Annotated in this window: 18 protein-coding genes; 10 read left to right on the forward strand and 8 right to left on the reverse strand. The window is 62.5% G+C overall.

All coding sequences use genetic code 11. The features are described from left to right. Positions 1-231 precede the first annotated feature (231 nt). Complete coding sequence (locus tag ACX5I4_RS09090) at positions 232-1,095, reverse strand: hypothetical protein (protein ID WP_461836377.1); 864 nt, start codon at positions 1,093-1,095, stop codon at positions 232-234. A 64-nt stretch (positions 1,096-1,159) separates the two neighbouring features. Here ACX5I4_RS09090 and ACX5I4_RS09095 point away from each other — a divergent pair, with 64 nt between their 5' ends. Further along, positions 1,160-1,597, forward strand: a complete 438-nt coding sequence (locus ACX5I4_RS09095; protein WP_059389043.1) for a winged helix-turn-helix transcriptional regulator — start codon at positions 1,160-1,162, stop codon at positions 1,595-1,597. A gap of 341 nt (positions 1,598-1,938) precedes the next feature. Here ACX5I4_RS09095 and ACX5I4_RS09100 read toward each other — a convergent pair whose 3' ends face one another. The 7 genes from ACX5I4_RS09100 to ACX5I4_RS09130 form a co-directional block, all read right to left on the reverse strand. Beyond that, entirely contained in the window at positions 1,939-3,477 is a 1,539-nt protein-coding gene (locus ACX5I4_RS09100) for a glycoside hydrolase family 32 protein (RefSeq protein WP_461836378.1), read from the reverse strand. After that, positions 3,470-4,423 carry a carbohydrate kinase family protein gene (locus tag ACX5I4_RS09105; RefSeq protein WP_461836379.1) on the reverse strand — a complete coding sequence of 318 codons (954 nt, stop codon included), beginning with the start codon at positions 4,421-4,423 and terminating at the stop codon, positions 3,470-3,472. The genes ACX5I4_RS09100 and ACX5I4_RS09105 overlap by 8 nt, the downstream gene beginning before the upstream one ends. A gap of 49 nt (positions 4,424-4,472) precedes the next feature. After that, positions 4,473-5,564 (reverse strand): LacI family DNA-binding transcriptional regulator, encoded by a 1,092-nt coding sequence (locus ACX5I4_RS09110; protein WP_461836380.1) that lies wholly within the window; start codon positions 5,562-5,564, stop codon positions 4,473-4,475. Positions 5,565-5,681: 117 nt separating this feature from the next. Continuing rightward, entirely contained in the window at positions 5,682-7,052 is a 1,371-nt protein-coding gene (locus ACX5I4_RS09115) for a NosD domain-containing protein (protein WP_461836381.1), read from the reverse strand. 27 nt (positions 7,053-7,079) lie between these two features. After that, positions 7,080-8,003 carry a carbohydrate ABC transporter permease gene (locus ACX5I4_RS09120; RefSeq protein ID WP_437774009.1) on the reverse strand — a complete coding sequence of 308 codons (924 nt, stop codon included), beginning with the start codon at positions 8,001-8,003 and terminating at the stop codon, positions 7,080-7,082. 119 nt (positions 8,004-8,122) lie between these two features. After that, the gene (locus ACX5I4_RS09125; protein ID WP_461836382.1) at positions 8,123-9,010 is read right to left on the reverse strand and encodes a carbohydrate ABC transporter permease; all 888 of its coding nucleotides are present in this window, start codon (positions 9,008-9,010) and stop codon (positions 8,123-8,125) included. Between the two features lie 66 nt (positions 9,011-9,076). Continuing rightward, positions 9,077-10,357, reverse strand: coding sequence for an ABC transporter substrate-binding protein (locus tag ACX5I4_RS09130; protein WP_461836383.1), 1,281 nt, complete (start codon positions 10,355-10,357; stop codon positions 9,077-9,079). Positions 10,358-10,748: 391 nt separating this feature from the next. On the opposite strand from ACX5I4_RS09130, the gene ACX5I4_RS09135 reads away from it, so the two are divergent. The 9 genes from ACX5I4_RS09135 to ACX5I4_RS09175 all read left to right on the forward strand — a co-directional run bounded on the left by ACX5I4_RS09135 (position 10,749) and on the right by ACX5I4_RS09175 (position 22,770). Then, entirely contained in the window at positions 10,749-12,101 is a 1,353-nt protein-coding gene (locus tag ACX5I4_RS09135; RefSeq protein WP_461836384.1) for a NosD domain-containing protein, read from the forward strand. A 214-nt stretch (positions 12,102-12,315) separates the two neighbouring features. Further along, the gene (locus ACX5I4_RS09140; protein WP_461836385.1) at positions 12,316-13,206 is read left to right on the forward strand and encodes an NAD-dependent epimerase/dehydratase family protein; all 891 of its coding nucleotides are present in this window, start codon (positions 12,316-12,318) and stop codon (positions 13,204-13,206) included. A 220-nt stretch (positions 13,207-13,426) separates the two neighbouring features. Further along, a complete protein-coding gene (locus ACX5I4_RS09145) occupies positions 13,427-14,506 on the forward strand; it encodes a LacI family DNA-binding transcriptional regulator (RefSeq protein ID WP_461836386.1) in 1,080 nt (359 codons plus the stop codon). 152 nt (positions 14,507-14,658) lie between these two features. After that, on the forward strand, positions 14,659-15,468 hold the full coding sequence (locus ACX5I4_RS09150; RefSeq protein ID WP_461836387.1) for an ABC transporter permease: 810 nt from the start codon (positions 14,659-14,661) through the stop codon (positions 15,466-15,468). Positions 15,469-15,472: 4 nt separating this feature from the next. Further along, on the forward strand, positions 15,473-16,432 hold the full coding sequence (locus tag ACX5I4_RS09155) for a carbohydrate ABC transporter permease (RefSeq protein ID WP_461836388.1): 960 nt from the start codon (positions 15,473-15,475) through the stop codon (positions 16,430-16,432). A 122-nt stretch (positions 16,433-16,554) separates the two neighbouring features. Continuing rightward, the gene (locus ACX5I4_RS09160) at positions 16,555-18,759 is read left to right on the forward strand and encodes a GH32 C-terminal domain-containing protein (protein WP_461836389.1); all 2,205 of its coding nucleotides are present in this window, start codon (positions 16,555-16,557) and stop codon (positions 18,757-18,759) included. 240 nt (positions 18,760-18,999) lie between these two features. Beyond that, positions 19,000-20,607: an ABC transporter substrate-binding protein gene (locus ACX5I4_RS09165; RefSeq protein ID WP_461836390.1), complete on the forward strand. Its 1,608-nt coding sequence runs from the start codon at positions 19,000-19,002 to the stop codon at positions 20,605-20,607. Positions 20,608-20,720: 113 nt separating this feature from the next. Beyond that, positions 20,721-22,229, forward strand: a complete 1,509-nt coding sequence (locus ACX5I4_RS09170) for a glycoside hydrolase family 32 protein (protein ID WP_461836391.1) — start codon at positions 20,721-20,723, stop codon at positions 22,227-22,229. Further along, positions 22,210-22,770, forward strand: a complete 561-nt coding sequence (locus ACX5I4_RS09175; RefSeq protein ID WP_461836392.1) for an aldo/keto reductase — start codon at positions 22,210-22,212, stop codon at positions 22,768-22,770. The genes ACX5I4_RS09170 and ACX5I4_RS09175 overlap by 20 nt, the downstream gene beginning before the upstream one ends. The last annotated feature ends 51 nt before the right edge of the window (positions 22,771-22,821 follow it).

Genomic DNA, 22,821 nt, shown 5'->3' on the forward strand with positions numbered 1-22,821 from the left:
GGGTACGTGCGTGTACACCGGCGAGGCTCGTGAGGGCGCAAAGGCCCGCTCACCGCCTACGGATGCGTTAGATCCGCTTCTGGGATTTCCGGGTTCGGCTGTGACTCGGCAGACCTGGTGCGGTTTACGCGGGCCACCGAGCGGAGCAACACCAGGCCGAAGCCCGCTGCCGCCCAAAGCGCGAGGACGCCAAGCGATGACCATGCGGCCGTTCCGTTGAAGTAGCCGTAGTCATTGACGGCTCGGACCGCTGCGCCGGGGAAGAATCGCTGAGACCGCTTGCCCCCACGAGGGCAGGATGTCGTAGCCGATGGTCGCTCCGCTGACGGCGTTGCCGACGATGGTTAGCGTGATGACTGCTAGGGCGATCCCCGCAGCTCCCAGCCAGGCGCCGAGCGCCTTGGTCGTGAACGCGACCGACGCGGAGAGCAGCGCGAGAGTTGCCGCGAGCAGCGGCCACGGGGCCGTCAGGGCTCCGAGGATGGGGCCGGCGATTGTTGCCCCGACGACGCCGATCAGTACGGCGAATCCGCCCATGGCATACAGGCGGTGGCGCAGCCTGATCTTGTCAGCGGCCCCGGTGAGACCTTGCGCCAGAACAAATGACGAGAGTGTGACGCCGAATACGACGTAGAAGGCAGATAGCCCTCGGCTGTCGTACTGCGCCAGCGGCACGAGGTCTTTCTCCTGCAGGGTAAGCCCGGCATGGTCCGCTACGCCATGGACCAGAGCGCGGGCCGCTCCGCTCTCGCTGAGGCCCTTTGCGCCGGCGTAGTCGAACTGCAACGTGGTTGGCGCGGTCAGGGCCACCGCCGCAACCGCGTCGCCATTTTGAACCATCTGGGTGCCTTCGCTGAGCGAGGTGACCTCGGTCACCGTGACGGCGTCGCCCAGTCCCTTTTGAGTTGCCGTGGCGAGCGGTTCGCCCACTACAGCCAGCGGCAAGTGCAACGGTGCGGGGCTGCGCTGAATGCCGACGTAGATGGCGATGAAGGCCGTACCAATGATGAGCCCGGTAAGAACCAGGGCTATCAACGCGCTGTGCTGAGTTCCGGGAGCGGCATTCCCGGCCCGGGCTGGATGGGGAAATGACATCTTCAGGGCTTCCTCGACTAGAATGGTTTGAATATCAAACCGAGGCAATCGTACAGGAGGCGGTTTGAAAAACAAACCATCGAAAGACTCACTCGCCGTTGCTCTTGGCGCGATCGATGACCGGTGGTCGCTCCACATCGTTCGCGCGCTGGCGTTCGGCGCGTCGCGGTACACCGAAATATTGCGTGCCGTGGGAGCGCCAAGGGACATCCTTGCATCGCGTTTGAAAAAGCTCACGGAGTCCGGGATCGTCCAACAGCGGTTGTCGGAAAGCAGCGGGGGCTCCGGGTATGAACTCACCCAAAAAGGAAGGGATTTGGGCCAGGTCATCTTGGTTCTGAAGCGCTGGGGTGACGCATACCGGGACGCGGACGTTCCGGTAGTCGAGTTTGTGCATGATGCGTGCGGCGAAATGTTTGTGGCTGAGGTGCGCTGCGAAGCTTGCGGAAGGCCTGTCAAGTCAGGAGAGCTCTCTGTCCGCCACCCGGAGGAGGCCTGCTAGCCGGCCAGCGATCGGACGCGGGGTGCCCGCCCGATCGCCGCCGAACACACCACGCCACGCAGCCGGAATTCACGGCTTGTGAGCGCCGAAACAAGCGGCTGGTGAGGCGAGCTCGAAGGCCTTGATCTCACCCTCCAATTTCATCGAGAAAAACGGGACGTCGTGCAAAAATCCGTCCAGTGGGGACCTGCCGGTCTGGGGATCCCGACGATTCGCGCTCGAATGGAATGACAGCGTACGGCTGAATTGTTGACGGCTTCCTTCGCAGCGTTCGGCCTCTTATGGCCTTTGGGGCACTCTTTCCCGCAGGACCCGGTGGGCACTGCAGCGCGGTGCCGTCCTTAGGATAAGGACGTGACGGCCAGTTTCCGCACCGTGGCTGTGCCGCCTTCGACGTACACGTCGGTGCCCAGGTTCCCGGACCGGGGGAACACCAGATCGCTCAGCACAACCCTGCCGTCTTGGGCGAAGACCTCCACCGAGCACTGGTCGATGATTACTTTTAGCCTAAGCGCGCCGCCGTCGAGCTTCACTGGTGCGGACTCAGCCGACGAGAACTTATCGTGGAAGGCGGTGTTTCCGGAGTTGCGCCGGTCCAGTGTGAGCCGGCTCGTCAGGGCATCGAAGCTGAGGACCGTTGCGGTGCTCCCGTCCGGTGCGCTGAGGAGCCTTAACGCGATGGTCCGTGCCGTGCCGGGCAGGATCTCGGCGTCGATCAGCTGGGCTGATCCGGGCATCGCGTGGGGCAGTTGCAGCAGGGAGTTGTGAAGTTCCATGTTCTGGATGGTGCGGGCCGGCTCCCCGGAGTCCAATGGCAGCACGGGGCGCTGCATCAGGCGCGGGAAACCGTCCACCGTCGCGAGCTCGATCTCGCGGGCAAGCGACATACTGGAGCGCCACGGAGACGTGGGCAAGGAGTTGGCGTAGTCCCAGTTGTTCATCCAGCCGATCATGATGCGGCGGTTCTCCGGGGCGTTGCTGAAGGAGACGGCGGCGTAGTAGTCACGTCCCCAGTCGAGCCACAGACAGTGTCTGAGATCTACGTTCCCGTCGGCATCGGTTGGAACGAGCGAATCAGGGTCGGCGGTGAACTGCACGCCGTCGAAGTCGCCGACGAAGTATTGCCCTCCGGAGCCGCCGGCCACGGCGCCCGGGTTGATATTGACCACCAGGACCCATTTGACGTTGTCCGGGTCTCCGTCGACGGGGAGCGGGAAGAGGTCGGGGCATTCCCATTCGCCGTCGCTGGCGTTGGCTGGGCCGAAGGTGCTCAGGTATTCCCAGTCCTTGAGGTCGGCCGAGCGGTACAGCACAACCTGCTGGTGTTGGGCCTCCACCGCCACCATGATCCAGCAGGAACCGGCCGGTCCCTCGTAGCGGAACACCTTGGGATCCCGGAAATGGGCCGAGCCGCGGCCAAGCACGGGGTTGCCTGCGTATTTGCTCCAGGTCATGCCGGCGTCCGTTGAGAACGCGAGAGACTGGGCTTGTGTCCCTTGGTGCGCCGAGCCTTCCTTGAAGGCGCTCGTGTAGATGGCCACCAAGGCCGGATCTTCTGCTGTGCCGAATCCCGACGTATTGCCGTGGTCCACAACGATGCTGCCGGAAAAGACGTCTTCTTCCTCATCGCAGGCGATGGCCACCGGGTGTTCGGTCCAGTGCAGAAGGTCGGTTGAGGTGGCGTGTCCCCAGGACATGTTGCCCCAGACGTTGTCGAAGGGGTTGTTTTGGTAGAACAGGTGGTAGACGCCCTGGTGCCACACGAGTCCGTTGGGGTCGTTCAGCCATGTGTTCTTGGCTGTGTAGTGAAGTATCGGGCGCATGGTGGGGGCGGTTTCTTCGGCGCGGCCCCCGGAAGGGTGTGTCGTTGTTTCAGTCATCGGAGTTCTTTCGGGAAGTCTGGGCTAGTTCCAGGGATCGGATCAGTTCCGCCCGCGTTGGCGGGTTCGCTCCGTGCCTTCCGACCGTTATGGCCGCAGCGAGCGAGGCTGCGGTTCCCAGTCGGGTGAGTTTGCCGTAGCCGAAATCGTCCGCGGGGTCCTCGATGAGGCCGGCGATAAGCGATGACATGTAGGAGTCGCCTGCGCCGACAGTATCTTTGACGAGTACTGGTGGCGCCGGCACGTCGATCTCGGCGGCATTCGAGCGCAGATATGATCCGGATGCGCCATCGGTGATGATTGCAAGTTCTGTCCCGAGATCAAGCAGCCGCCGCGCGACGTCGTGAGGAGACGTGCGCGGGTAAAGCCACCGGGCATCGTCCGAACTGAGCTTCACAACGGTAGCCAGCGCGACTGTGTGTTCGAAGGTCCTGAGCGCTTCAGTGTGGCTGTGGAGCAGAGTCGGGCGGATGTTGGGGTCGTACGTGATCAAGCAGCGGCGGGAGAATAGTTCCAGCAAGGACCGGACTTGGGTTGCTCCGGGCTCCGTGAAGGAGGCCAGTGACCCCGTATGCAGCACCTTCGGGAGGAAAGCGGGGCTGATTTGGGGGAGGTTCCATTCGAAGTCGAATTCGTACTCTGCGGAACCGCTGCTGTCCAGAAGCGCCCTGGCAGTGGACGTGCGGTTGAGGTGCTCGGCTCCCGGGAACAGGCGTACTCCCGCGGTGTCCAGGTGTTGTTGGATGCTCCTGCTGCGTTCATCCCTGCCCAGTGCGGTGAGAAATGCGGTGCTGACGCCTAGCCGGCCAAGTCCGAACGCGACGTTCATCCTTGATCCGCCGGGAAACTCGACGGGCCCTGCCGCGGTGTCAATGATGTCGATTATGGCCTCGCCGACGACGACGACATCCGTTTCAGGGCATGAGGGAACTGGGGTGCTGTGCATTCAAAGTCCTTGGAGGGTTGGGCGCGTCCTCTACTGGACGCGCTCGAGGTCAGGTGTTGGGGCGTGTAGCTGAGTCCGGTGCTGCTCTGCTCGAAGCGTCCTGATGTTTTGGGGAGGCGACGGAATCGCGAAGGACCAGGGGACAGGGGAGAAGGGTCGGGTGAGCGGCGAACAACTGCAGGTCGGTTTTTCCCTCGATGGCGTCGATCAGGTTTTCGGTGGCCCAGGCGCCCATTTCGTAGTGCGGAAGGGCGACGGTTGTCAGTGCGGGGTAGATGTTTTCGGCAATCAGTTGTTGGTTGTCGAAACCGACGATGGAAATGTCATCCGGAATCCTGAGGCCAAGTTCCCCGGCGGCCCGGTACGCGCCCATGGCCATGCGGTCGTTGTAGCAGAACACGGCTGTGGGCCGGTTTGGGGTTTTCAGCAGGCGCAGCGCGGCCTGGTGGCCGCCGGGCACCTCCGAAGGCTCGGACTGGACCAGTTCTTCGTGATAGGGCAGCCCGGCATCTGCGAGTGTGTCCTTGAAGGCCTTGAGCCGGGAGTGGGTGGCCGGGACGTCGTCGGTGTTGTTGAGCATGCCGATGCGGGTGTGTCCGGCGTCGATCAGGGTTTGTACGGCTGACCTCGCACCGGCGATTTCGTCGGGGATTACGGAGGAAACGGTGTGGCTGATGTCTTCGGAGTCCACCAGGACAGCGGGGAGTCCGACGAGGTTCTTGGGGACGGCCAGTTTGCGGTGATACATCGTGGCGTACAGGATGCCGTCTACCTGCCGGTCCAGCAGATCCGCCACATCACTTTCCTTGGAATCCTGCGAGCTGGTGCTGGTGGAGTTGATGATCATGATGCGGTACCCGCGGGCACGTGCCGTCTCCTCGGCCCCCAAAATGATCCGGCCAGCGTGGGGGGTGGTGGCGATTTCCTCGCTGATGAACCCGATCATGCCCGAACGTTGGGTGCGCAGGGCTTGCGCCAGCCGGTTCGGGCCGTATCCGAGACGCCGCGCCGCTTCGTGGACCCGTTCCCTCGTCTCCGCCCCCACCCGGGCGTAGACAACGTCATTGAGGACGTGGGAGACCGTTGTGACCGAGACGCCGGCTGCGGCTGCCACGTCCTTGATTCCAACCGACTTGTTCATTGGTCTCCCACGTCCTTATGTTGATGCTGATTCTATGTCCGGGTACTTGCTGGGTACGTTTTTTGCATCCCAGAGGCCCGATGCCGATCCCCGGGGGTCTCGCCGGGCCTGAGCGGGTTACTGGGCCACAAGTGGTGCGTGCGCCGGCTGGACACCGACCGTGGGTGTGGCCCTGAGGGCGTTAACAGCCCTGTCTGCGATGACTTGGGCGTCACTTCCGGAATCAAGGATGGTATTCCGGGCTGATGCGGAATCGACCATGACTGCCGTAACGGCGAGGGCGTCCGAGGCTTCGGTCGTCAACAGCGCGTCCACCTGAGCTTCGAAAGCGGATCCGCTGGACGTGGCGTGAACGTCCATCGCCACCACGTGGTTGTTGGAAACGAAGTTGCCGACCCCCGCCATCAGCCGGATGATGACAGGCGTCGCACCTGTCGGCCGGATGCTCTGTGAGTCGATGATCTCGGAGAAGTGGTTGCCGATGACAGAGTTGTTGCTGCCGCTGACACAGAGAAGTCCGTTGAGATCGTCCAGTCCGTTGTCGACTCCCAGGAACGGCGTCCAGGGCTCATGGTCGCGCAGGAAGTGATTCGTGGCCACGAGGTTTTCCGAACTATTCGCTGCGAGAATCACCATGCCAGGGTAGAACGAATGCAAACGGTTGTTGGTGACACTCGAACGCGTGACGCCGTCCAGATGGACGCTGCTCGCGCCACGGGGGAAGACGTTGTTCGCGGTTATCAGGAGCCCGCCATGGTGCTCGGCGTAGATCGAGTGGCCCTTGGGCCCTGCTCCGACGAGGTTGTCGGTGATCTTCGATGCCTGTCCCCACCCGCGCAGCTCGATGCAGCTTCCGCATTCGGCGAGGAAGTTGTCGTGAACGGAAAGCGCGTCCGCGTTGTAGATGGTGAGAGCGTTCTCAAGGTAGACGAACCCCATGCCGTTTACGCGGAATGAGTCATTGGCGTTTGCGACATAGATGCCGGTCTTGCCGTTGACGTAGGTGTTCTCCGGACTCATCCCGGAGCCATCCGGGGTGAAGTGCAACCCATCGATGCAGAAGTTGGAGAACTCGACCGAGCTGATCCGCGGGCTTCCGCTTCGCTCAACGTAGAACGCGGCACCTTTGGATTCCTCCCCGTCTCCGCCGGGGGGAAGGTCGACGAGAATGCGGCTCCCCCCGGGCCACAGCTCATGCAAGTCGGGCCATTCGTCTTCGGGAACGTTGAACCGGATGCTCGATGACGTAAAGCCGTGTCCCGAGCCGTGGATCCTGAGGAAGCTGACGTCGATCACGACCTGCGTACGGAGGTGGTAGTCTCCGGGCGGAATGTAGATCACCGCGCCTGGCTTTCCGCCATTGTTCGCGTCGGTGGCCGTCTGCCGGTCCTTGATATCGGCGATGATGCTGTTGATTACTTCACCGACGTCCTCGGACGGATTGCCGACGGGCCACGTCGTCACATCGTAGTAGTTGTTGCTTGACATAGGTTCTTCCCTTTGTGCTGTGGTTTCTCAGCCCTTGACGGCGCCGAGGGTCATGCCTGCGACGATCTTGCGCTGCAAGAGAAGAGTGAGAAGGATGACGGGGATCGAGTAGACGGCCGCGAGGGCTGTCATGGATCCCCAGTCCAGTCCGAACTGGGTCTGGAAGTTTGCGATGACCACGGGGGTGGTCTGAGACCGGACGGCGGTCATGAGCAGCGCGAACAGGAACTCGTTCCAGGACGCGAGGAAGGCGAAGATCGCCGTCACTGCGATGCCTCCGGAGACCACCGGGATCACCACCCGCCACAGGGCTCCGAGCCGGCTGCAGCCATCCACTGTCGCGGCTTCTTCCAGGTCCTGTGGGACGGCCTCGAAGAAGCTGGACATGAGCCAGATGGAGAGCGGGAGCGAGATGGTCGTGTGCGCGATGGACAGCGCTATCGGGGTGTCGGCCAGACCGACCGAGGCCATCATGGATGCCAGCGGGATGCCGATGGCAACGGGCGGCACCATGCGGGTGACGAGTGCGGCCATGATGAACACGCGGCCACTGGCTGTTTTGTATCGTGTGATGCCGTAGGCCGCCGGGACGGCCAGGACGAGCGACAGCAGGGTGCTGATGACGGCGGTCTGGATGCTGTTGATGAACGACGCCGGCACTCCATTGCGGCCCAGGGCGTTGATGTAGTTATCCAGCGTCCATTCCTTGGGGAGGATGGTCGGCGGGACGGCAATGGTGTCGATCGGCGTCTTGAAGGACGTGAACAGCAGGTACAGGAACGGGAAGCCGTAGAGGACAAGAGCCGCGGCGAGGAGGATCCACAGGATGGTCCTGGTGCTGCGCTTGCCGGCTTCGAGTCCTTCGCGGTTGACGCCGCGGCGCCTGCGTCCTCCGCCGGCCGACGCCGGTTCCGTGGTGGTCTGAGGCGCAGTCGCTGTTCGGCTTGGCATGGTGCTCTCCGTTTGGTGCGGTGCCGGCGCATTGCGGTATGCGATGCCGGCGTGGCGTGGCCGGTCGGGGACGGCGGCGGCCAGCATGCCGCTGTCGTCGGGGGTCTGGGCCGGGCTCATCAGGTGTCCTTTCCTGGCCGCCAGATTGTGGTTACGGCGACGAAGGCGATGGCGAGCATGGCCAGCAGGTAGATGGTGCCCATGGCGCTTGCGAGGCCTGGGTCGCCGAAGCGGATCATCGTCCGGTAGATGAGCAGGCTCATGGTTTCGGAGGCGGATTGTGGTCCGCCGTTGGTCTGGATGAGGATGGTGTCAAAGGCCCGTGCTGCGTCGATGCCGCGGACCACCAGCGCCACGGCGATGACGGGCCGGAGCAGCGGGAGGATGATCCGGAAAAGCAGCGACGGTGCGCGGGCGCCGTCGAGCCTGGCCGCCTCGATGAGGTCTCCCGGGATGTTTTGCAGGCCCGCGAACAGTACCAGGCACATGAACGATGTCGTGAGCCAGATGTCCGGGACGGCGACGGAGAACAGCACGATGTCCGGGTTCGACAGCCAGCCGATCTGGTTTGGGTTCTGCAGGATGCCGGCCTGGCTGAGCAGGGTGCCGAGCAAGCCGAAGTTGTCGATCATGAGGAACTTCCACAGCAGGCCTGCCACGATCGGGGCAATCATCAGTGGATACAGGAACATGGTCCGCCAGACCTGGGATTTCCGGCCCAGGGTGGTGAACAGGAGGGCCATGCCGAGGCCCAGGGTGAACTCGAGGGTCACCACCATCAGGGTGTAAGCGAGGGTCCGCCATCCTGCACCGATGAAGGCCTCTGAGGTGAAGGCCCGGACGTAGTTGTCCAGGCCCACGAAGTCACGGGGGCCCCCGACGATCGGGGAAATTTTGAAGAAGCTGTCCATGACCAACCGGAACAGCGGGTAGGCAACAAAGACTGCGAGGAACAACGCCGCCGGGGTCATCAGGTAGAGGGCGAAGCGGCGATCAGGGATGCGCACGGGATTCTCTTCCGCTGGTTGGGGCCGCGGCCGGCAACGCCATGGGCTGGTGCCGGCCGCGGAGTCTTACTTAAGGAGGGCCTGGATCTTCGACTTGGCGTCGGCCAGCAAGGTCGTGCTGTCTCCGCCGGCGACGGCCTTCTGGAGCATCGGAACCAGTACGGTGTCGACGATCTGCTGCCATTTTGCTGTTGCCGGACGGGTCGCCGTCGCGGGGGCGTTAAGGGTTTCGATCAGGGGTTTGAAGCTCTCGTAGCCGGGCTGGTCCTGGTACTTCTGGAAGGCGGAGACTCGTGATGCCAGGCCAAGGCTTGACTGGATGGCCAGGTCATTGTGGTCGAAAGCGCACTTGACGAACTTCTTCGCGGCGTCCGTGTTCTTGGTTGCCTTGGGTACCGAGAGGTACCAGGGGCCGGGAACACCGGCAACACCGGCGGACCCGCCGATCATCGGGGCCGTTCCGACCTTGCCGTAGACCGGGGAGTCCTTGGGGATCTGCCGGTACGCGTGGGCCCAGAACTGGGTCATGGCTGTCTTGCCCTGGTTGAAGAGGTTCTGGGCGGCGGCCCAGTCGACCTGGGCCGCGCCGGCCGGGGCGTCCTTGACGAGGCTGGTGTAGAAATCCAGCGCTTGTTTATGGGCCGCATTGTCGATCACGACGTTGTTGTTGCTGTCCAGGACCATGGGCGATCCGGCCTGGAGCACGTGGGCGAGGTACTCGGTTTCAACGCCGCCCTTGACGTCCGTGCCATACATGCCGTCTTTGGTGAAGAAGGCGGAGATGTCCTGGTACTGCTGCCAGGTCTTCGGCGCGGCGAGGTCGTAACCGTACTTGGCCTTGAAGTCTGCCTTGTTCTTGGCGTCCTCAAAGAGGTCCTTGCGGTAGAGGACTATCTCGGCGTTGGTCCACGCCGGCATTCCAATGAAATGGCCATCGACGTTGGCTTCCTTGACAAGTGAAGGGAAGATGTCCTTCTTTGCCTCGTCAGTGAAGAGCTCATCGATGGGCTGCAGGGCGTCCTTGAAACTGGGCAGCCACACGGAGTCAAGAGCCGCAACATCGAAGGAGACAGTGCCGGAGGAGAATTCGCTGGAGAGACGGTTGAAGAGGCCGTCGTATGGGAGTTCGACGAAGTTAACGTTGACCCCGGTGTCCTTCTTGCACTGGTCGGCGATGGGCTGCAGTTCTGCATGTCCGCCTGCCTCCACCAGGACGTTGATGGAACTGCCGGCGGCGCCTCCGGACGTCGCCGGGCCTCCTGCGCCGCATGCGGTCGCGGCCAGGATTACCGCGGTTGAAAGGCTGCCGAGGGCGGCAAGCCTGGAGATTGTTTTTCGAGAGGACATCGCTGTCGACTCCCTTTCTCGGGAACGGAATACGAAGACGGGATAGGATGAAAAACCGTTTTGCCAAAACGACTTGGCAATAGATTACGCGCAGGGCGCGGCGGGTGTCAAGGGTCACAAATCACTGGTAGACGCCGTCGGATGTGCCAAAAACTTCTGTCCGAATTTTGGCGTTGACAGCCGTCATGCCGTGCTCCTAGTGTCATCTCTCGTTAGCCCAAACGGTTTGGCACATGAGTTGTGACATTAGTCCACGTGGGACATTAGCCGTTTCCGGGAACAAAAGCGTGATGCCGCCGAGGCACGTGACAAGGACAGTCAAGCCTTCGGCGGCCGACCCGGCAACGCCCGATTCTGAGCAGCAGTCTTATCTCATACAGAGGAGAAACCCGTGGTAACTGGAAAGAATCTAGAAAATGCGAATCCAAGCCGCCGCCGGCTGATCGGTGCCGGAGCAGCTGGAACGCTGGCGGCCGCATTGACTTTCGGAACAACGCAGAATGCTAATGCGGCCGACGGCCAGCAAGGCGAACCCCTCAATTCGCCCAACACGTACGACGTCGCCGCATGGAGGATCAAGGCGCACCCGGACGTCACCGCGCAATCCGACATCGGGGCGGTCATCAACGACATTATCGCCGACATCAAGCAGCGTCAGTCCTCCCCGGACGCGCGTCCCGGAGCCGCGATCATCATCCCTCCGGGCGACTACGACCTGCACACCCAGGTCGTCGTCGATGTGAGCTACCTGACCATCGCCGGCTTCGGGCATGGCTTCTTCTCCCGAAGCATCCTCGACAACTCGAACCCGACCGGATGGCAGAACCTCCAGCCCGGAGCCAGCCACATCCGCGTCCTGACCTCTCCGAGCGCGCCCCAGGCATTCCTCGTCAAGCGGGCGGGGGATCCGCGTCTCTCAGGAATCGTGTTCCGGGACTTCTGCCTCGACGGAGTCGGTTTCACCCCCGAGAAGAACAGCTACCACAACGGCAAGACCGGAATCGAAGTCGCCTCCGATAACGACTCCTTCCACATCACCGGCATGGGATTCGTCTACCTCGAACATGCCCTGATCGTGCGCGGCGCGGACGCGCTCCGCGTCAACGACAACATGATCGCCGAATGCGGCAACTGCGTCGAGCTCACCGGGGCAGGGCAGGCGACAATTGTCAGCGGCAATCACATGGGCGCCGGTCCTGACGGGGTCACGCTCCTGGCGGAGAACCACGAGGGCCTCCTCGTCACGGGCAACAACCTCTTCCCCCGGGGCCGCAGCCTCATCGAATTCACCGGCTGCAACCGGTGCTCGGTCACTTCGAACAGGCTCCAGGGCTTCTACCCGGGTATGCTCCGCCTGCTGAACGGCTGCAAGGAGAACCTCATCACGGCCAACCACATCCGCCGGACCAACGAGGGGTACCCGCCGTTCATCGGCCGCGGCAACGGCCTCGACGACCTATACGGAGTCGTCCACGTCGCGGGAGACAACAACCTCATCTCGGACAACCTCTTCGCCTACAACGTCCCGCCCGCCAACATCGCCCCCGCCGGCGCCCAACCGACCCAGATCCTGATCGCCGGAGGGGACGCCAACGTGGTCGCGCTCAACCACGTGGTCAGCGACGTCGCTTCGCAGCACGTCGTTCTCGACGCATCGACCACCCACTCGAAAGTGCTCGACAGCGGGACAACCTCCCAGATCACCTCCTACAGCCCGGACACGGCAATCCGTCCGACCCCCTGACAGACCAAGCGCCAGAAGCGCGTCCCGAGGCGTGGCCTCTATTCTCGGGGCGCGCTCCCACGCATTGATCTGCGACAGGCACTCCGGTGTTGGCCGATCCATCCGCCCCGTGAAGTGAACAATGGCGTGCTCGGGGCAACGAACCTGTCGAAGACCCGGATTAGGGATGCCGGAGAAACACTCCAGCGTGTCCCGACTTCCGGAAAGGAGCATCATGAATCACGGAAACCACGCCGCCATCGCACCAAGTGGCACGCGCGTCGTTATTACCGGCGCGGGCGGGAACATCGGCCGTGGCCTCGCCCCACGTCTCCAAGCTGCTGGCTACGACCTGACCCTCTCCGACCTTAAACCCGTCGACGAGCTGGTTGCCGAAGCACGTTTCGCTGCGGCGGACGTCCGGACCGGAGAGGGTCTCCAGGCCGCGATGGTCGACGCCGACATTCTCGTGCACCTGCCGGCCCTGCACGGCATCCACGTCGTCGATCACACTGAAACGGAATTCTGGGACCTCAATGTAAATGGCACATTCCGCACCCTGCAAGCAGCCGTCGACGCCGGTGTCCGGAAAGTGGTCTGGCTTTCCTCGCAGGCGTGGCATGAGCCGAGCGACGTCTACGGATTCACGAAAGTCATCGGCGAGCAGCTTCTGGAGTACCACCGGATGCGCCACGGCATCTCATATGTTGCCGTCCGTCCTGCTTCGCTGGTCCCCTGGACAGACTGGGCCCGTGACTATGGTCGCGGCCTGCTCTACGAGCGGGTAGATCGCAATGACGTGCTCGATGCCATCGTGTTGTCGGTGGACTATGTGGCAGCAAACGACGGCGGGCTGGTGTTGGATGCCCTCCATCCGGACGCAGTCCCGGCCGGAGACCTGGCCGAGTGGAAACTTGACCCAATCGGCACCGCAGACCGCCTTTTCCCCGGGGCACGGGCCGTCGTCGAGCGGTTCGGCCTGGACATCTCAGCACCCCCCGTAAAGCCAAGCAAGCTCGGCTGGACCGAGATAGGATACGCGCCGAGCCGTGACTTCGGAGCGTGGATCAATCAGGTCATCGGACTCAGCGACGATCAGGTGAAAGCGCGAGCCAGCGACTACTGAACGTCATCAAGTTGAGGTGGCAACAAGGCTCATAGGAGTGGATCTCACGCCAGGGACTGACCGGTGAGGGTGTCTGGGCCGGCGTGAATCCGGCGGCGGACATAGGGACGGTGGCCCATAGCCTGGGACTGGACCCGTTCAGGATATGGGTTCGGGAGAACAACTTGACGGAAATATGTGAGCTGTATTACGCTCGATCACCAGGCGGTTAGTTATACGAATGACTAACGCAACACACAGCGAAGGAGGTGTCAGGTTGCGCAGGCCGAATTTGAACTCAGGACCGACGATGCACGACGTGGCGGCTCTGGCCGGGGTATCCCAGGCCACCGTGTCGCTCGTCCTCAACGACGTCAGCGGGTCCCGGTTTTCACAGAAGACCAAGGACAAAGTGGAAGCGGCCGTCGAGCAGCTCGGATACCGGACGAATGCGCATGCCAAGGTCCTGCGTGACGGCGTCTCTGGCATGGTCGGCTTTGTCGGCGACGTCGTGGCCAGCGCCCCCTTCGCAGGCAAGATCATCGAAGGCGCACAGGAGCGTGCCTGGGAATCGGGACTTCTGGTCCTGGCTGTAAACACCAACGGAGACAGGGAACTTGAGCGCGCTTCCTTGGAAGCGATGCTTTCGTACAAGGTCGCCGGGGTGGTCTACGCGTCCATGTACCACCGGAAAGTGGACGTGCCGGCTGCCTTGCTCGGCCTTCCGTCCGTGGTGCTGAATTCCGAAGACCGCGACCGCCGGCTCCCCAGCATCGTCCCGGACGAGGAACTCGGCGGGTACGCCGCGACGAAACGACTCCTCGATGCAGGGCACCACCGTGTGGCCATGCTCAATATCGAGACCCTGGAAAGCGGACTGCCCGCCGCCCTCGGGCGTTACGCCGGCTACACGCGGGCGCTCAACGAGGCCGGATTGGCCGTCGATCCGGCTATTGTCCGGTTCGGGGACGGCAACCCCGGCGACGGCCTCCGGTACACCCACGAGGTCATGGCCGCAGGTGACCCTCCGACGGCCATCTTCTGCGCGAATGACCGAACCGCCTGGGGCGCATATCAGGCGCTGGCCGAAATGGGGCGCCGGATACCTGAAGACGTTGCCATCGTTGGTTTTGACAATCAAGAGACCCTGGCGCCATATCTTCAGCCGGGGCTGACCACTATGGACCTGCCGTTTGTCGCTATGGGCAGGCGCGCAGTCGAAATGCTCATCGAGGGCGGCGAACCGGACGGCCGGATCGAAGCCCTCGAATGCGCCCTAATTGAACGGAGTTCAGTGACGAATTCAGGTGAAGCGGCATGAGCCGCGCAACGTCGACTAGGACGCGGCCCGCCGGCCCGCATCCGGTCAAAAGACCATTGGCCTTCCGGCTGAAGCGGGTGGCGACTGCCTGGCAGTTATACGTATTACTAGCGCCTGCGCTGATTTACATTGCCGTGTTCAAGTACTGGCCGATGTACGGAGTTCAGATCGCGTTCCGGAACTACAACCCGGTGGACGGTTTCCTCGGCAGCCCATGGGTCGGCCTGGCCAACTTCCAGCGGTTCGTCTCCTCGTTCCAGTTTGAGCGAGTCCTGGAAAACACCGTCTGGCTCGCGGTCCTTGGCCTTCTCATCGCGTTCCCGGTGCCTATTGTCCTGGCCCTGCTGGTCAACCAGCTGCAGGCCCGACGGTTCAAGCAGCTGACCCAGACGGTGTTGTATTCGCCCGCCTTCATTTCCACGGTGGTGGTTGTAGGAATGATGTTCGTCCTGCTCTCTCCGCGGTCGGGTCTGATCAACAATGCTCTCCAGCTCTTTGGTGGCCAGCCTGTGTTCTTCATGGGATCGGCCGATTGGTTCCGCCCCGTTTACGTGGTGTCGGACGTCTGGCAGCAGGCCGGATTCTCCATGGTCGTCTACCTGGCCGCTCTGACCGGCATCGACCCTGCCCTGCATGATGCGGCCAAGGTCGACGGGGCGAATAAGTTCCAGCGGATCCGGCACATCGACATCCCTGGAATCATGCCTGTCATTACAGTGCTGTTCATCCTGGCAATCGGCAACCTGCTCAACGTCGGCTTCGAAAAAGCCCTGTTGATGCAGACGAACCTGAACATGCAGACGTCTGAAATCGTCCAGACATACGTTTACCACGCGGGACTGCAGCAGGCGCAGTTCAGCTACTCCGCCGCTATCGGCCTGTTCAATTCCTTGCTCAACCTTGCACTCCTGGTGACCTTCAACTGGGTGGCCCGCCGCGCAACCAAGACAAGTCTGTGGTAACCAAATGACAACCAGGACCATCCCCCCTCTTGAGCTCTTCCGCGAACGCCGGCCAGCAGGCCCGTACAAGGTTCCGCTTCGCGCCCGGCTGGCCGATCCGGCATTCAACACCCTGGCAATCACGATCCTGCTTGTTGCGATTGCCGCCGTGGCGTACCCGCTGTATTTCATCGTCATCGCCTCGGTCAGCGATCCGAACCAGATCTACGAAGGCAAGGTGTGGTTCCTGCCGGCGGGCTTCACCCTTGAGGGGTACCAGCGGATTTTCGCTGATCCGGCCATCTGGCGCGGTCTGGGCAACTCCGTGCTGTACACGGTGACGGGCAGCATCATCAGCGTCGGCTCCATCCTGGGTGCCGGATATGCCCTGTCCCGGAAGGACCTGCCCGGTCGAAAGTTCATCATGCTGCTGTTCATCATCACCATGTTCTTCGACGGCGGCCTGATCTCCCGGTACCTGGTGGTCCGTGACCTGGGATTGCTGAACACCATGTGGGCGGTAATCCTGCCCGGGGCCATCGGAGTCTGGAACCTCATCATTGCCAGGTCGTTTTTTGAACACAGCATCCCCCACGAACTGCGCGAAGCAGCGCAGCTCGATGGCGCCTCGGACTTCCAGTTCTTCTTCCGGATGGTCCTCCCGCTGTCCAAGCCGCTGATCATGCTCATGCTCATGATCCATGTCGTCGGCAACTGGAACTCCTTTTTCGACGCCCTGATTTACCTCAACGATGACACCAAATACCCGCTTCAACTGGTGCTGCGGAACATCCTCATCCAGTCCGACGTCGCCGCGTCAGGAAACCTATCGGGCGACGTCGAGTCCTATGCAGCTGCGCAACGGGTCGCCGAACTGACCAAGTACGCCATGATCGTCATCTCCAGCCTGCCCCTGATGATTGCCTTGCCATTCATGCAGAAGCACTTCACCAAGGGCGCCCTCATCGGCGCCGTCAAAAGCTAGAACGATCCCCCACCAATACGTGAAATTTTGGAACCCCTGAAAGGGAAACCCATGATAGACAACCGGGCTCGGGCCACAGTTGTGGCGATCGACCAAGCCGGCTGCGACCGGTTCGACACGAAATGAAGGCACAACCGGGTCCGGCCGGACCGACCGCACACAACAGCCCTGGAGGGCCCGTCACACGTCCGTTCCTTGACCTCACCTTCCACGGAAACCCTGTTCAACCTGCCGACGCAGTCGGATCCAACGCGCGCATCATTTGCTCTGAACCGCCGGAGCAACGCGCGGTATTGCTCGCGCCGCGGCAGGGACCGACCACTGACAGTTCCGCTATATACCTGGACGGCTGGTCGACGTGGGCGGAGATCCATTTCACCCCCTCCAATGAGCCTGCGCTCACGGTGACGGCCTGGTTCGCCCCGCGCGCTTTTGCACGCGGCGGAGCACATGGTTTCACAGCAATAATCGATGCGCTCGAGCTGAACACCGGGTTCGCGCTGGGCCACGACAGGTCAGGCCATATAGCGGCACTGGTCGGCGGCCGATCGTTTGTTGGCACTGGCCGTCTCAAACTCGATTCCTGGAATCACCTGGCACTGTCCATAGCCGATGGCCGTGCCGAACTCCACGTCGATGGCAAACCAGCGGGTACCTTCGATGTGCCACCCGGCGGCATCCGGCTTCCCGCCAGAATGACCCTGGGACGGTCAGCGGACAGCGACCTCGTCGAGGGCCTGTTTCCCGCCGCTGCGGCGAGCGGCCTGCTCGGACCCGTGAGGGTGCTGCCCGCGGCGCACCCGCCGGCGGTACAAGAAGCGGTATACGCCGCCGACACGGCGCCGGACCGTGCCCGGTTCGCGGCAGACCATCATCGCCCGATCGCGCATTTTTCAGCACCGCAAGGCTGGATGAACGAGCCCCACGCCGCGCTACAAGTCGACGGCATGCATCACCTCTTCTATCAGCACAACCCGGCTGGCCCGTACTGGGGGAACATCGCCTGGGGTCACGCGATCAGCGAGGACCTCGTGCACTGGCAAGACAAGACCATCGCGGTGGCGCCGTCATCGAGCACCGTCGCGCCCGACGGTGCTTGGAGCGGAAGCTCGGTCACCGCCCCCAACGGTGAACACCTGCTATATCTCACTGCCGGAGACTTCGGCCGGCGCCCTGACCAAACGGTGGCGGTGGCCCGCCCGACCGGTAGCGGCTGGGCCGTTGATGAACACCCCGTGCTCGAGATGCCGACCACCGTGCCCGGCTCCGCCGAACCCCTCGTGACAGGCCAGTTCCGTGACCCCTTTGTCTGGCGCGACGGGGATGATTGGTTCCTCCTCGTGGGCGCAGGCCTTGAAGGACGCGGCGGCGCGGCCCTCCTGTTCCACTCGCGGGACGGCGATCGATGGGAGCAACAGGAACCGCTGCTTGTCGGCGACGTCGCCCGATACCCGGCGACGGGTGTGATGTGGGAACTCCCGGTGCTTCTGCCGATCGGCAAAGGCAGCGACGGACGGCGCCGGCACGCTCTTTTCATCGCGCCCTGGTGGGCAGGCGAGAGCGAGCACCACCTTCAGCACGTCTGGCACTGGATCGGCGTCTGGGACGCCGCGTCGCGACAATTCACGCCCGATGATCCGGCGCCGAGGGAGTTTGACGGCGGCGGCCATCTCACCGGGCCGAGCGGCACCGTTCTCGAGGATGGACGCACCATCCTGTGGAGCATCGCGCAAGACAAGCGAAGCCTGGACGAGTATGCCGGGAGCGGATGGGCGCACAACGCGGGCTTTCCGCTGGAACTCGGACTCCACGCAGACGATGCACTTTGCGTGAGGCCTGCCGCGGAGCTCCGGTTGCTCCACGAACGCCCCGTCGGACCCGATTGCACGATCACGGATGCCGAGAGCACAGGGACTGACGTTTCCGTACCTCTTCGCGGCAGACATCTCGACCTCGAATTCCGGGTCGAGGGAGCCGGGTTCGAGATAGAAGTGCTTCGCAGTTCCGACGGAGTCGAGACGACCGTGCTCGGGGTGACCGGCACAGAGGTTTGGATCGACCGATCGAGGAGTAGCCGTCGATCGGAGCACACCGAGGGGCGTCGCGGCATTCGCCGCCCCGAATCGCCAAACGTACATGCCCGGCTGCTCGTGGACGGCTCGATGGTCGAGCTCTACGTCGATGATCGGGTCTCGCTAACGTCACGCGCCTACCCGGTGAATAAGGATGCCGACCAGGTGCTTCTCCGGGTCGCGGACGGTGCCCGAATTCTCTCGTTCTCCGCCCATCACCTCCACTCCGCATACCGACGAAGAAAGGCCGATTGAATCATGTTCATCCAGTCCGACGTCGCCGCCTCCGGAAGTCCTTGGACGTGGAGTCCTAAGCCGCCGCGCAACGGATCCCCGGACTGACCAAATACTCCATGATCGTCGCTCCAGGCTGTCATCGCCGATCACATTGTCGTTCATGTATCAGCTCTTCACCCAAGGCACCCTCATCGGCGCCGTCAAAAGCTAGAACAACCCCACCGAAACCCAAATTTGGAACCCCTGAAAGGGAAACCCATGAAGAAGAACCGCGCCCTGGCCACGGTCGGCGTCTTTGTCGCCGGAACACTGATGTTCACTGCCTGCTCCGGGCAAAACTCGACCGGTATCAAAGATTCCTCGTCGGACTTCGGGCTGAAGCCGACCGGACTACCTATCGTCGATAAAACCCTGACCTTGCGATTCTCCGGGACGAAAGCCCCGCTGGCCCCCGCCTACGAGAGCATGCCGCTGGTCCAGCAATGGACCAAAGACACCAACATCGACGTCAAGTGGGAAAACCTGCCCGAAAACGTCTACAAGGATAAAAAGAACTTGATCCTGGCCAGCGGGGACCTGCCGGACGCCTTTTTCAACACCGGTTTCTCGGATTCAGACATCTCCACTTACGGAACCAACGGCACTCTAATCCCGCTGGAAGACCTGATCGACAAGTACGCCCCGAACCTCTCAAAGATCCTCAAGGATCGGCCGGACATCAAAGCGGCCATCACCTCCTCGGACGGGCACATCTATTCCCTGCCCAACGTCGAGGAACTCGGCCTGGTTGCCTACCCGAACTTCATGTCGATCAACAAAGCATGGCTGGACAAACTCGGACTGCCGGTTCCGCAGACCATCCAGCAGTACCACGATGACCTCGTCGCCTTTAAGACGAAGGACCCCAACGGCAACGGCAAGAATGATGAAATTCCTTTGAGTTTCATCAACAACTGGTGGTGCGCGGACATCAGCGACCTGTTCGCCGCCCTGGGCGGCCTGCCGGACAACACCGACCACCGCATCGTCCAAAACGGCAAGGTCATCTTCACGGCCGCGCAAGACCAATACAAGACGGCGGTTTCCGAACTCCACAAGTGGTACCAGGAAGGCCTGATCGACCCCGAGTCCTTCTCACAGGACGACAAGGCATACCTGGCCAAGGGCAAGACCACTACTGAAAGCCTCGGCTCCTACGTCTGGTGGGAGACCGAAGAAGCCGTCGGCACGGACCGGGCCAAGGACTACGTGGTGATGCCGGTGCTCAAAGGCAAGGACGGCAAGCAGATCGCCAGTGTCGGCAACTTGCCGGACATCAGCCGCGGCGCGTTCGCGATTACCCGTGCCGACAAGTACCCGGCCGCGACCATGCGATGGGTCGACCGGCTGTATGACCCCACCATGTCCGCGGAAACCACGTGGGGTCCGATAGGCACCGCCTTGCAGAAGGATGACAAAGGCGTCCTCCAGCAGATTCCCGTACCCGCAGGCACGACGGCAGGGGAACAACGTCAGAAGGTAGCCCCGGGAGGGCCACACATCGTCACCGCACAGGACTTCCAAAGCGTCGTGGCCCCGGAGCCACGGGCCGCCGCACGCCAGCAAACCATCAAGGACGTTTTCAAACCCCACGCCGGGAACGACCCCTACCCCAACGTGCTCCTCTCCAACGATGAGCTGCAGCAGCTAAGCACCATCGAAACCGACGTCCAGACGCTCGTTAAGGAAAAGCGCGCCAAATGGATCGTTTCCGGCGGCGTCGACCAGGAATGGGATAGCTACATCGCCCAGCTGAAGTCCATAGGCCTGGACAAAATGGTCAAGATCTACCAGGACGCCTACGACCGCTACAAGAAGAACTCCTAAACACCAGACAGCGGGGTAGGCCGGCGCAAACAGGGACCGGCCTGCCCCGCCGTAGGGGAACCTGCAACCGGATGTCACCACACCCACGATCACAGAAGCGAGATCCGACCTTTATGACTGCCGTGACCGCCACGACGGCCGATGCTTTCCGACCCGCACTGCACTACGCAGCCCGGAACACCTGGCTCAACGACCCCAACGGCCTCATCCACCATGAGGGCATCTACCACCTCTATTACCAAAACAACCCCCTGGACAATGTCTGGGGAAACATGTCATGGGGACACGCCACCTCCACGGACCTGCTGAACTGGACCGAGCACCCCGTCGCCATCGCCTACGACGAGACAGAAGACATCTTCTCCGGCAGCGTCGTCTTCGACCGCCACAACACCAGCGGATTCGGCACCGATTCCCACCCGCCGCTGGTCGCCATCTACACCAGCGCGTTCAAGAAGGCCTCCACACGCGAGGGCATCCAGGCCCAGTCACTGGCCTACAGCCTGGACGGTGGCTATAGCTGGACCAAGCACACCGGAAACCCCGTGCTGGACCGCGGATCAGCCAACTTCCGCGACCCCAAGGTGTTCCGCTACGACGGCGACGCCGGTAGCTACTGGGTCATGGTTGCCGTGGAAGCCCAGGACTTCAAGGTGGTCCTCTATAAGTCGGAGGATCTCAAGAGCTGGGAGTTGCTGAGCAGCTTCGGTCCGGCGAACGCGACCGGGGGAGAGTGGGAATGCCCGGATCTCTTCCCGCTGCCAGTCGACGGCGACCCGGACAACCTCAAATGGGTCCTCATCGTGAACCTCAACCCCGGAGGCCCCAACAACGGCTCGGCCGGTCAGTACTTCGTGGGAGATTTCGACGGCGTCACGTTCACCTCCGCTTCCACAGTCACCGACGGCCTCCAGGATCCGGCACGGTTGGCCGAGTACCAGTGGCTCGATTGGGGCCGGGACTACTACGCCGCCGTTTCGTTCAGCGACGCCCCGGACAACCGTCGGCTCATGATCGGCTGGATGAACAACTGGGAGTACGCCAGCCAGATTCCGACTTCGCCTTGGCGGAGCCCCATGTCGCTGGTCCGCGAAGTGTCCCTGCGCACCCTTGACGGAAACTTGCGCATGGTGCAGCAGGTTGCTGCGGATCTGACATCGCTGAGAGAGCAAGGTCCTTTGTTCAGCCTCGCGGCAGTCGAAATCTCCGACGGCCGTCATGTTCTCAACGGCGCGGCCGGCAGCGTCCAACGCATCGGCCTCAGCTTCGCTCCCGGAACCGCCGAGGAATTCGGGATCGTCGTCCGCGGCAACGGAGCGCAGGGAACCCGCATCGGCATCCGACCCACCGAAGGCCTCATCGTCGTCGACCGCCGAGAATCCGGGCAAACAGACTTCCACGAGTCCTTCGCTTCCGTCGACACCGCCGCCATCCGGACAACGGACGGCTCCTACGAGCTCGCGGTGTATGTGGACCGTTGCTCCGTTGAAGTCTTCGCCCAAGGGGGCCAGGTCACCCTGACAGAACTGATCTTCCCACCCGCCACCAGCAACGACGTCTCCCTCTACGCCGTCGCGGGCACGGCAACCATAAATAGCCTCAGTGTCACTCAATACGCATGAGGGCAGCATTGTCGTCGAATCCGGCGCCCCATCACGGTGCAGTGTCCGGGCGCAATCCGTCGTCCGTAAAGGAACTCCGGCCCCGTTTGGAATAAAACCGGAGCCTCAACCCGGGCAGCAAGGACCCGATCCCACGGCGTTCCAGATCTGCTGGTCACCCCTTGCCCAAGGGGTTCTCACCGGCAAATACATCCCAGGCCAGGACTCGCCGCCGGCCTCCCGCTTCGCGACGGAGGAAGGCGGGCTGAAGACCGAGCACAAGTTCATGCGCCCCGAAGTACTCGAACGGGCCCAGGCGCTGAAACCGGTCGCGGAGGAAGCAGGTCTGTCCATGGCCGCCCTCGCCCTGGCCTGGGTCCTGCAGAACAGCAACGTCTCAGCCGCCATCGTGGGAGCATCACGACCCGATCAGCTCGTGGACAACGCCACCGCCGTCGGAATCAAACTGGATCCGGAGCTGCTGGCCCGGATCGACACGATCCTCGACCCTGTCATTGAACGCGACCCCGCCAAGGTCGAATCCTTCACGACGCGCCCCTAGTCCAAGGCCGACCAGCCCGCTTGCGTGGGGACCAAAGGTGCATCTGATTTA

It is taken from the genome of Arthrobacter sp. MMS24-S77 (genome assembly GCF_054888235.1).

Bases quoted from the DNA above. Each gene is read 5' to 3' on its own strand.
- ACX5I4_RS09090 (WP_461836377.1), bottom strand. From the start codon at position 1,095: ATGTCATTTCCCCATCCAGCCCGGGCCGGGAATGCCGCTCCCGGAACT.
- ACX5I4_RS09100 (WP_461836378.1), bottom strand. From the start codon at position 3,477: ATGACTGAAACAACGACACACCCTTCCGGGGGCCGCGCCGAAGAAACC.
- ACX5I4_RS09105 (WP_461836379.1), bottom strand. From the start codon at position 4,423: ATGCACAGCACCCCAGTTCCCTCATGCCCTGAAACGGATGTCGTCGTC.
- ACX5I4_RS09110 (WP_461836380.1), bottom strand. From the start codon at position 5,564: ATGAACAAGTCGGTTGGAATCAAGGACGTGGCAGCCGCAGCCGGCGTC.
- ACX5I4_RS09115 (WP_461836381.1), bottom strand. From the start codon at position 7,052: ATGTCAAGCAACAACTACTACGATGTGACGACGTGGCCCGTCGGCAAT.
- ACX5I4_RS09120 (WP_437774009.1), bottom strand. From the start codon at position 8,003: ATGCCAAGCCGAACAGCGACTGCGCCTCAGACCACCACGGAACCGGCG.
- ACX5I4_RS09130 (WP_461836383.1), bottom strand. From the start codon at position 10,357: ATGTCCTCTCGAAAAACAATCTCCAGGCTTGCCGCCCTCGGCAGCCTT.
- ACX5I4_RS09140 (WP_461836385.1), top strand. From the start codon at position 12,316: ATGAATCACGGAAACCACGCCGCCATCGCACCAAGTGGCACGCGCGTC.
- ACX5I4_RS09145 (WP_461836386.1), top strand. From the start codon at position 13,427: ATGACTAACGCAACACACAGCGAAGGAGGTGTCAGGTTGCGCAGGCCG.
- ACX5I4_RS09150 (WP_461836387.1), top strand. From the start codon at position 14,659: ATGTACGGAGTTCAGATCGCGTTCCGGAACTACAACCCGGTGGACGGT.
- ACX5I4_RS09155 (WP_461836388.1), top strand. From the start codon at position 15,473: ATGACAACCAGGACCATCCCCCCTCTTGAGCTCTTCCGCGAACGCCGG.
- ACX5I4_RS09160 (WP_461836389.1), top strand. From the start codon at position 16,555: ATGAAGGCACAACCGGGTCCGGCCGGACCGACCGCACACAACAGCCCT.
- ACX5I4_RS09165 (WP_461836390.1), top strand. From the start codon at position 19,000: ATGAAGAAGAACCGCGCCCTGGCCACGGTCGGCGTCTTTGTCGCCGGA.
- ACX5I4_RS09170 (WP_461836391.1), top strand. From the start codon at position 20,721: ATGACTGCCGTGACCGCCACGACGGCCGATGCTTTCCGACCCGCACTG.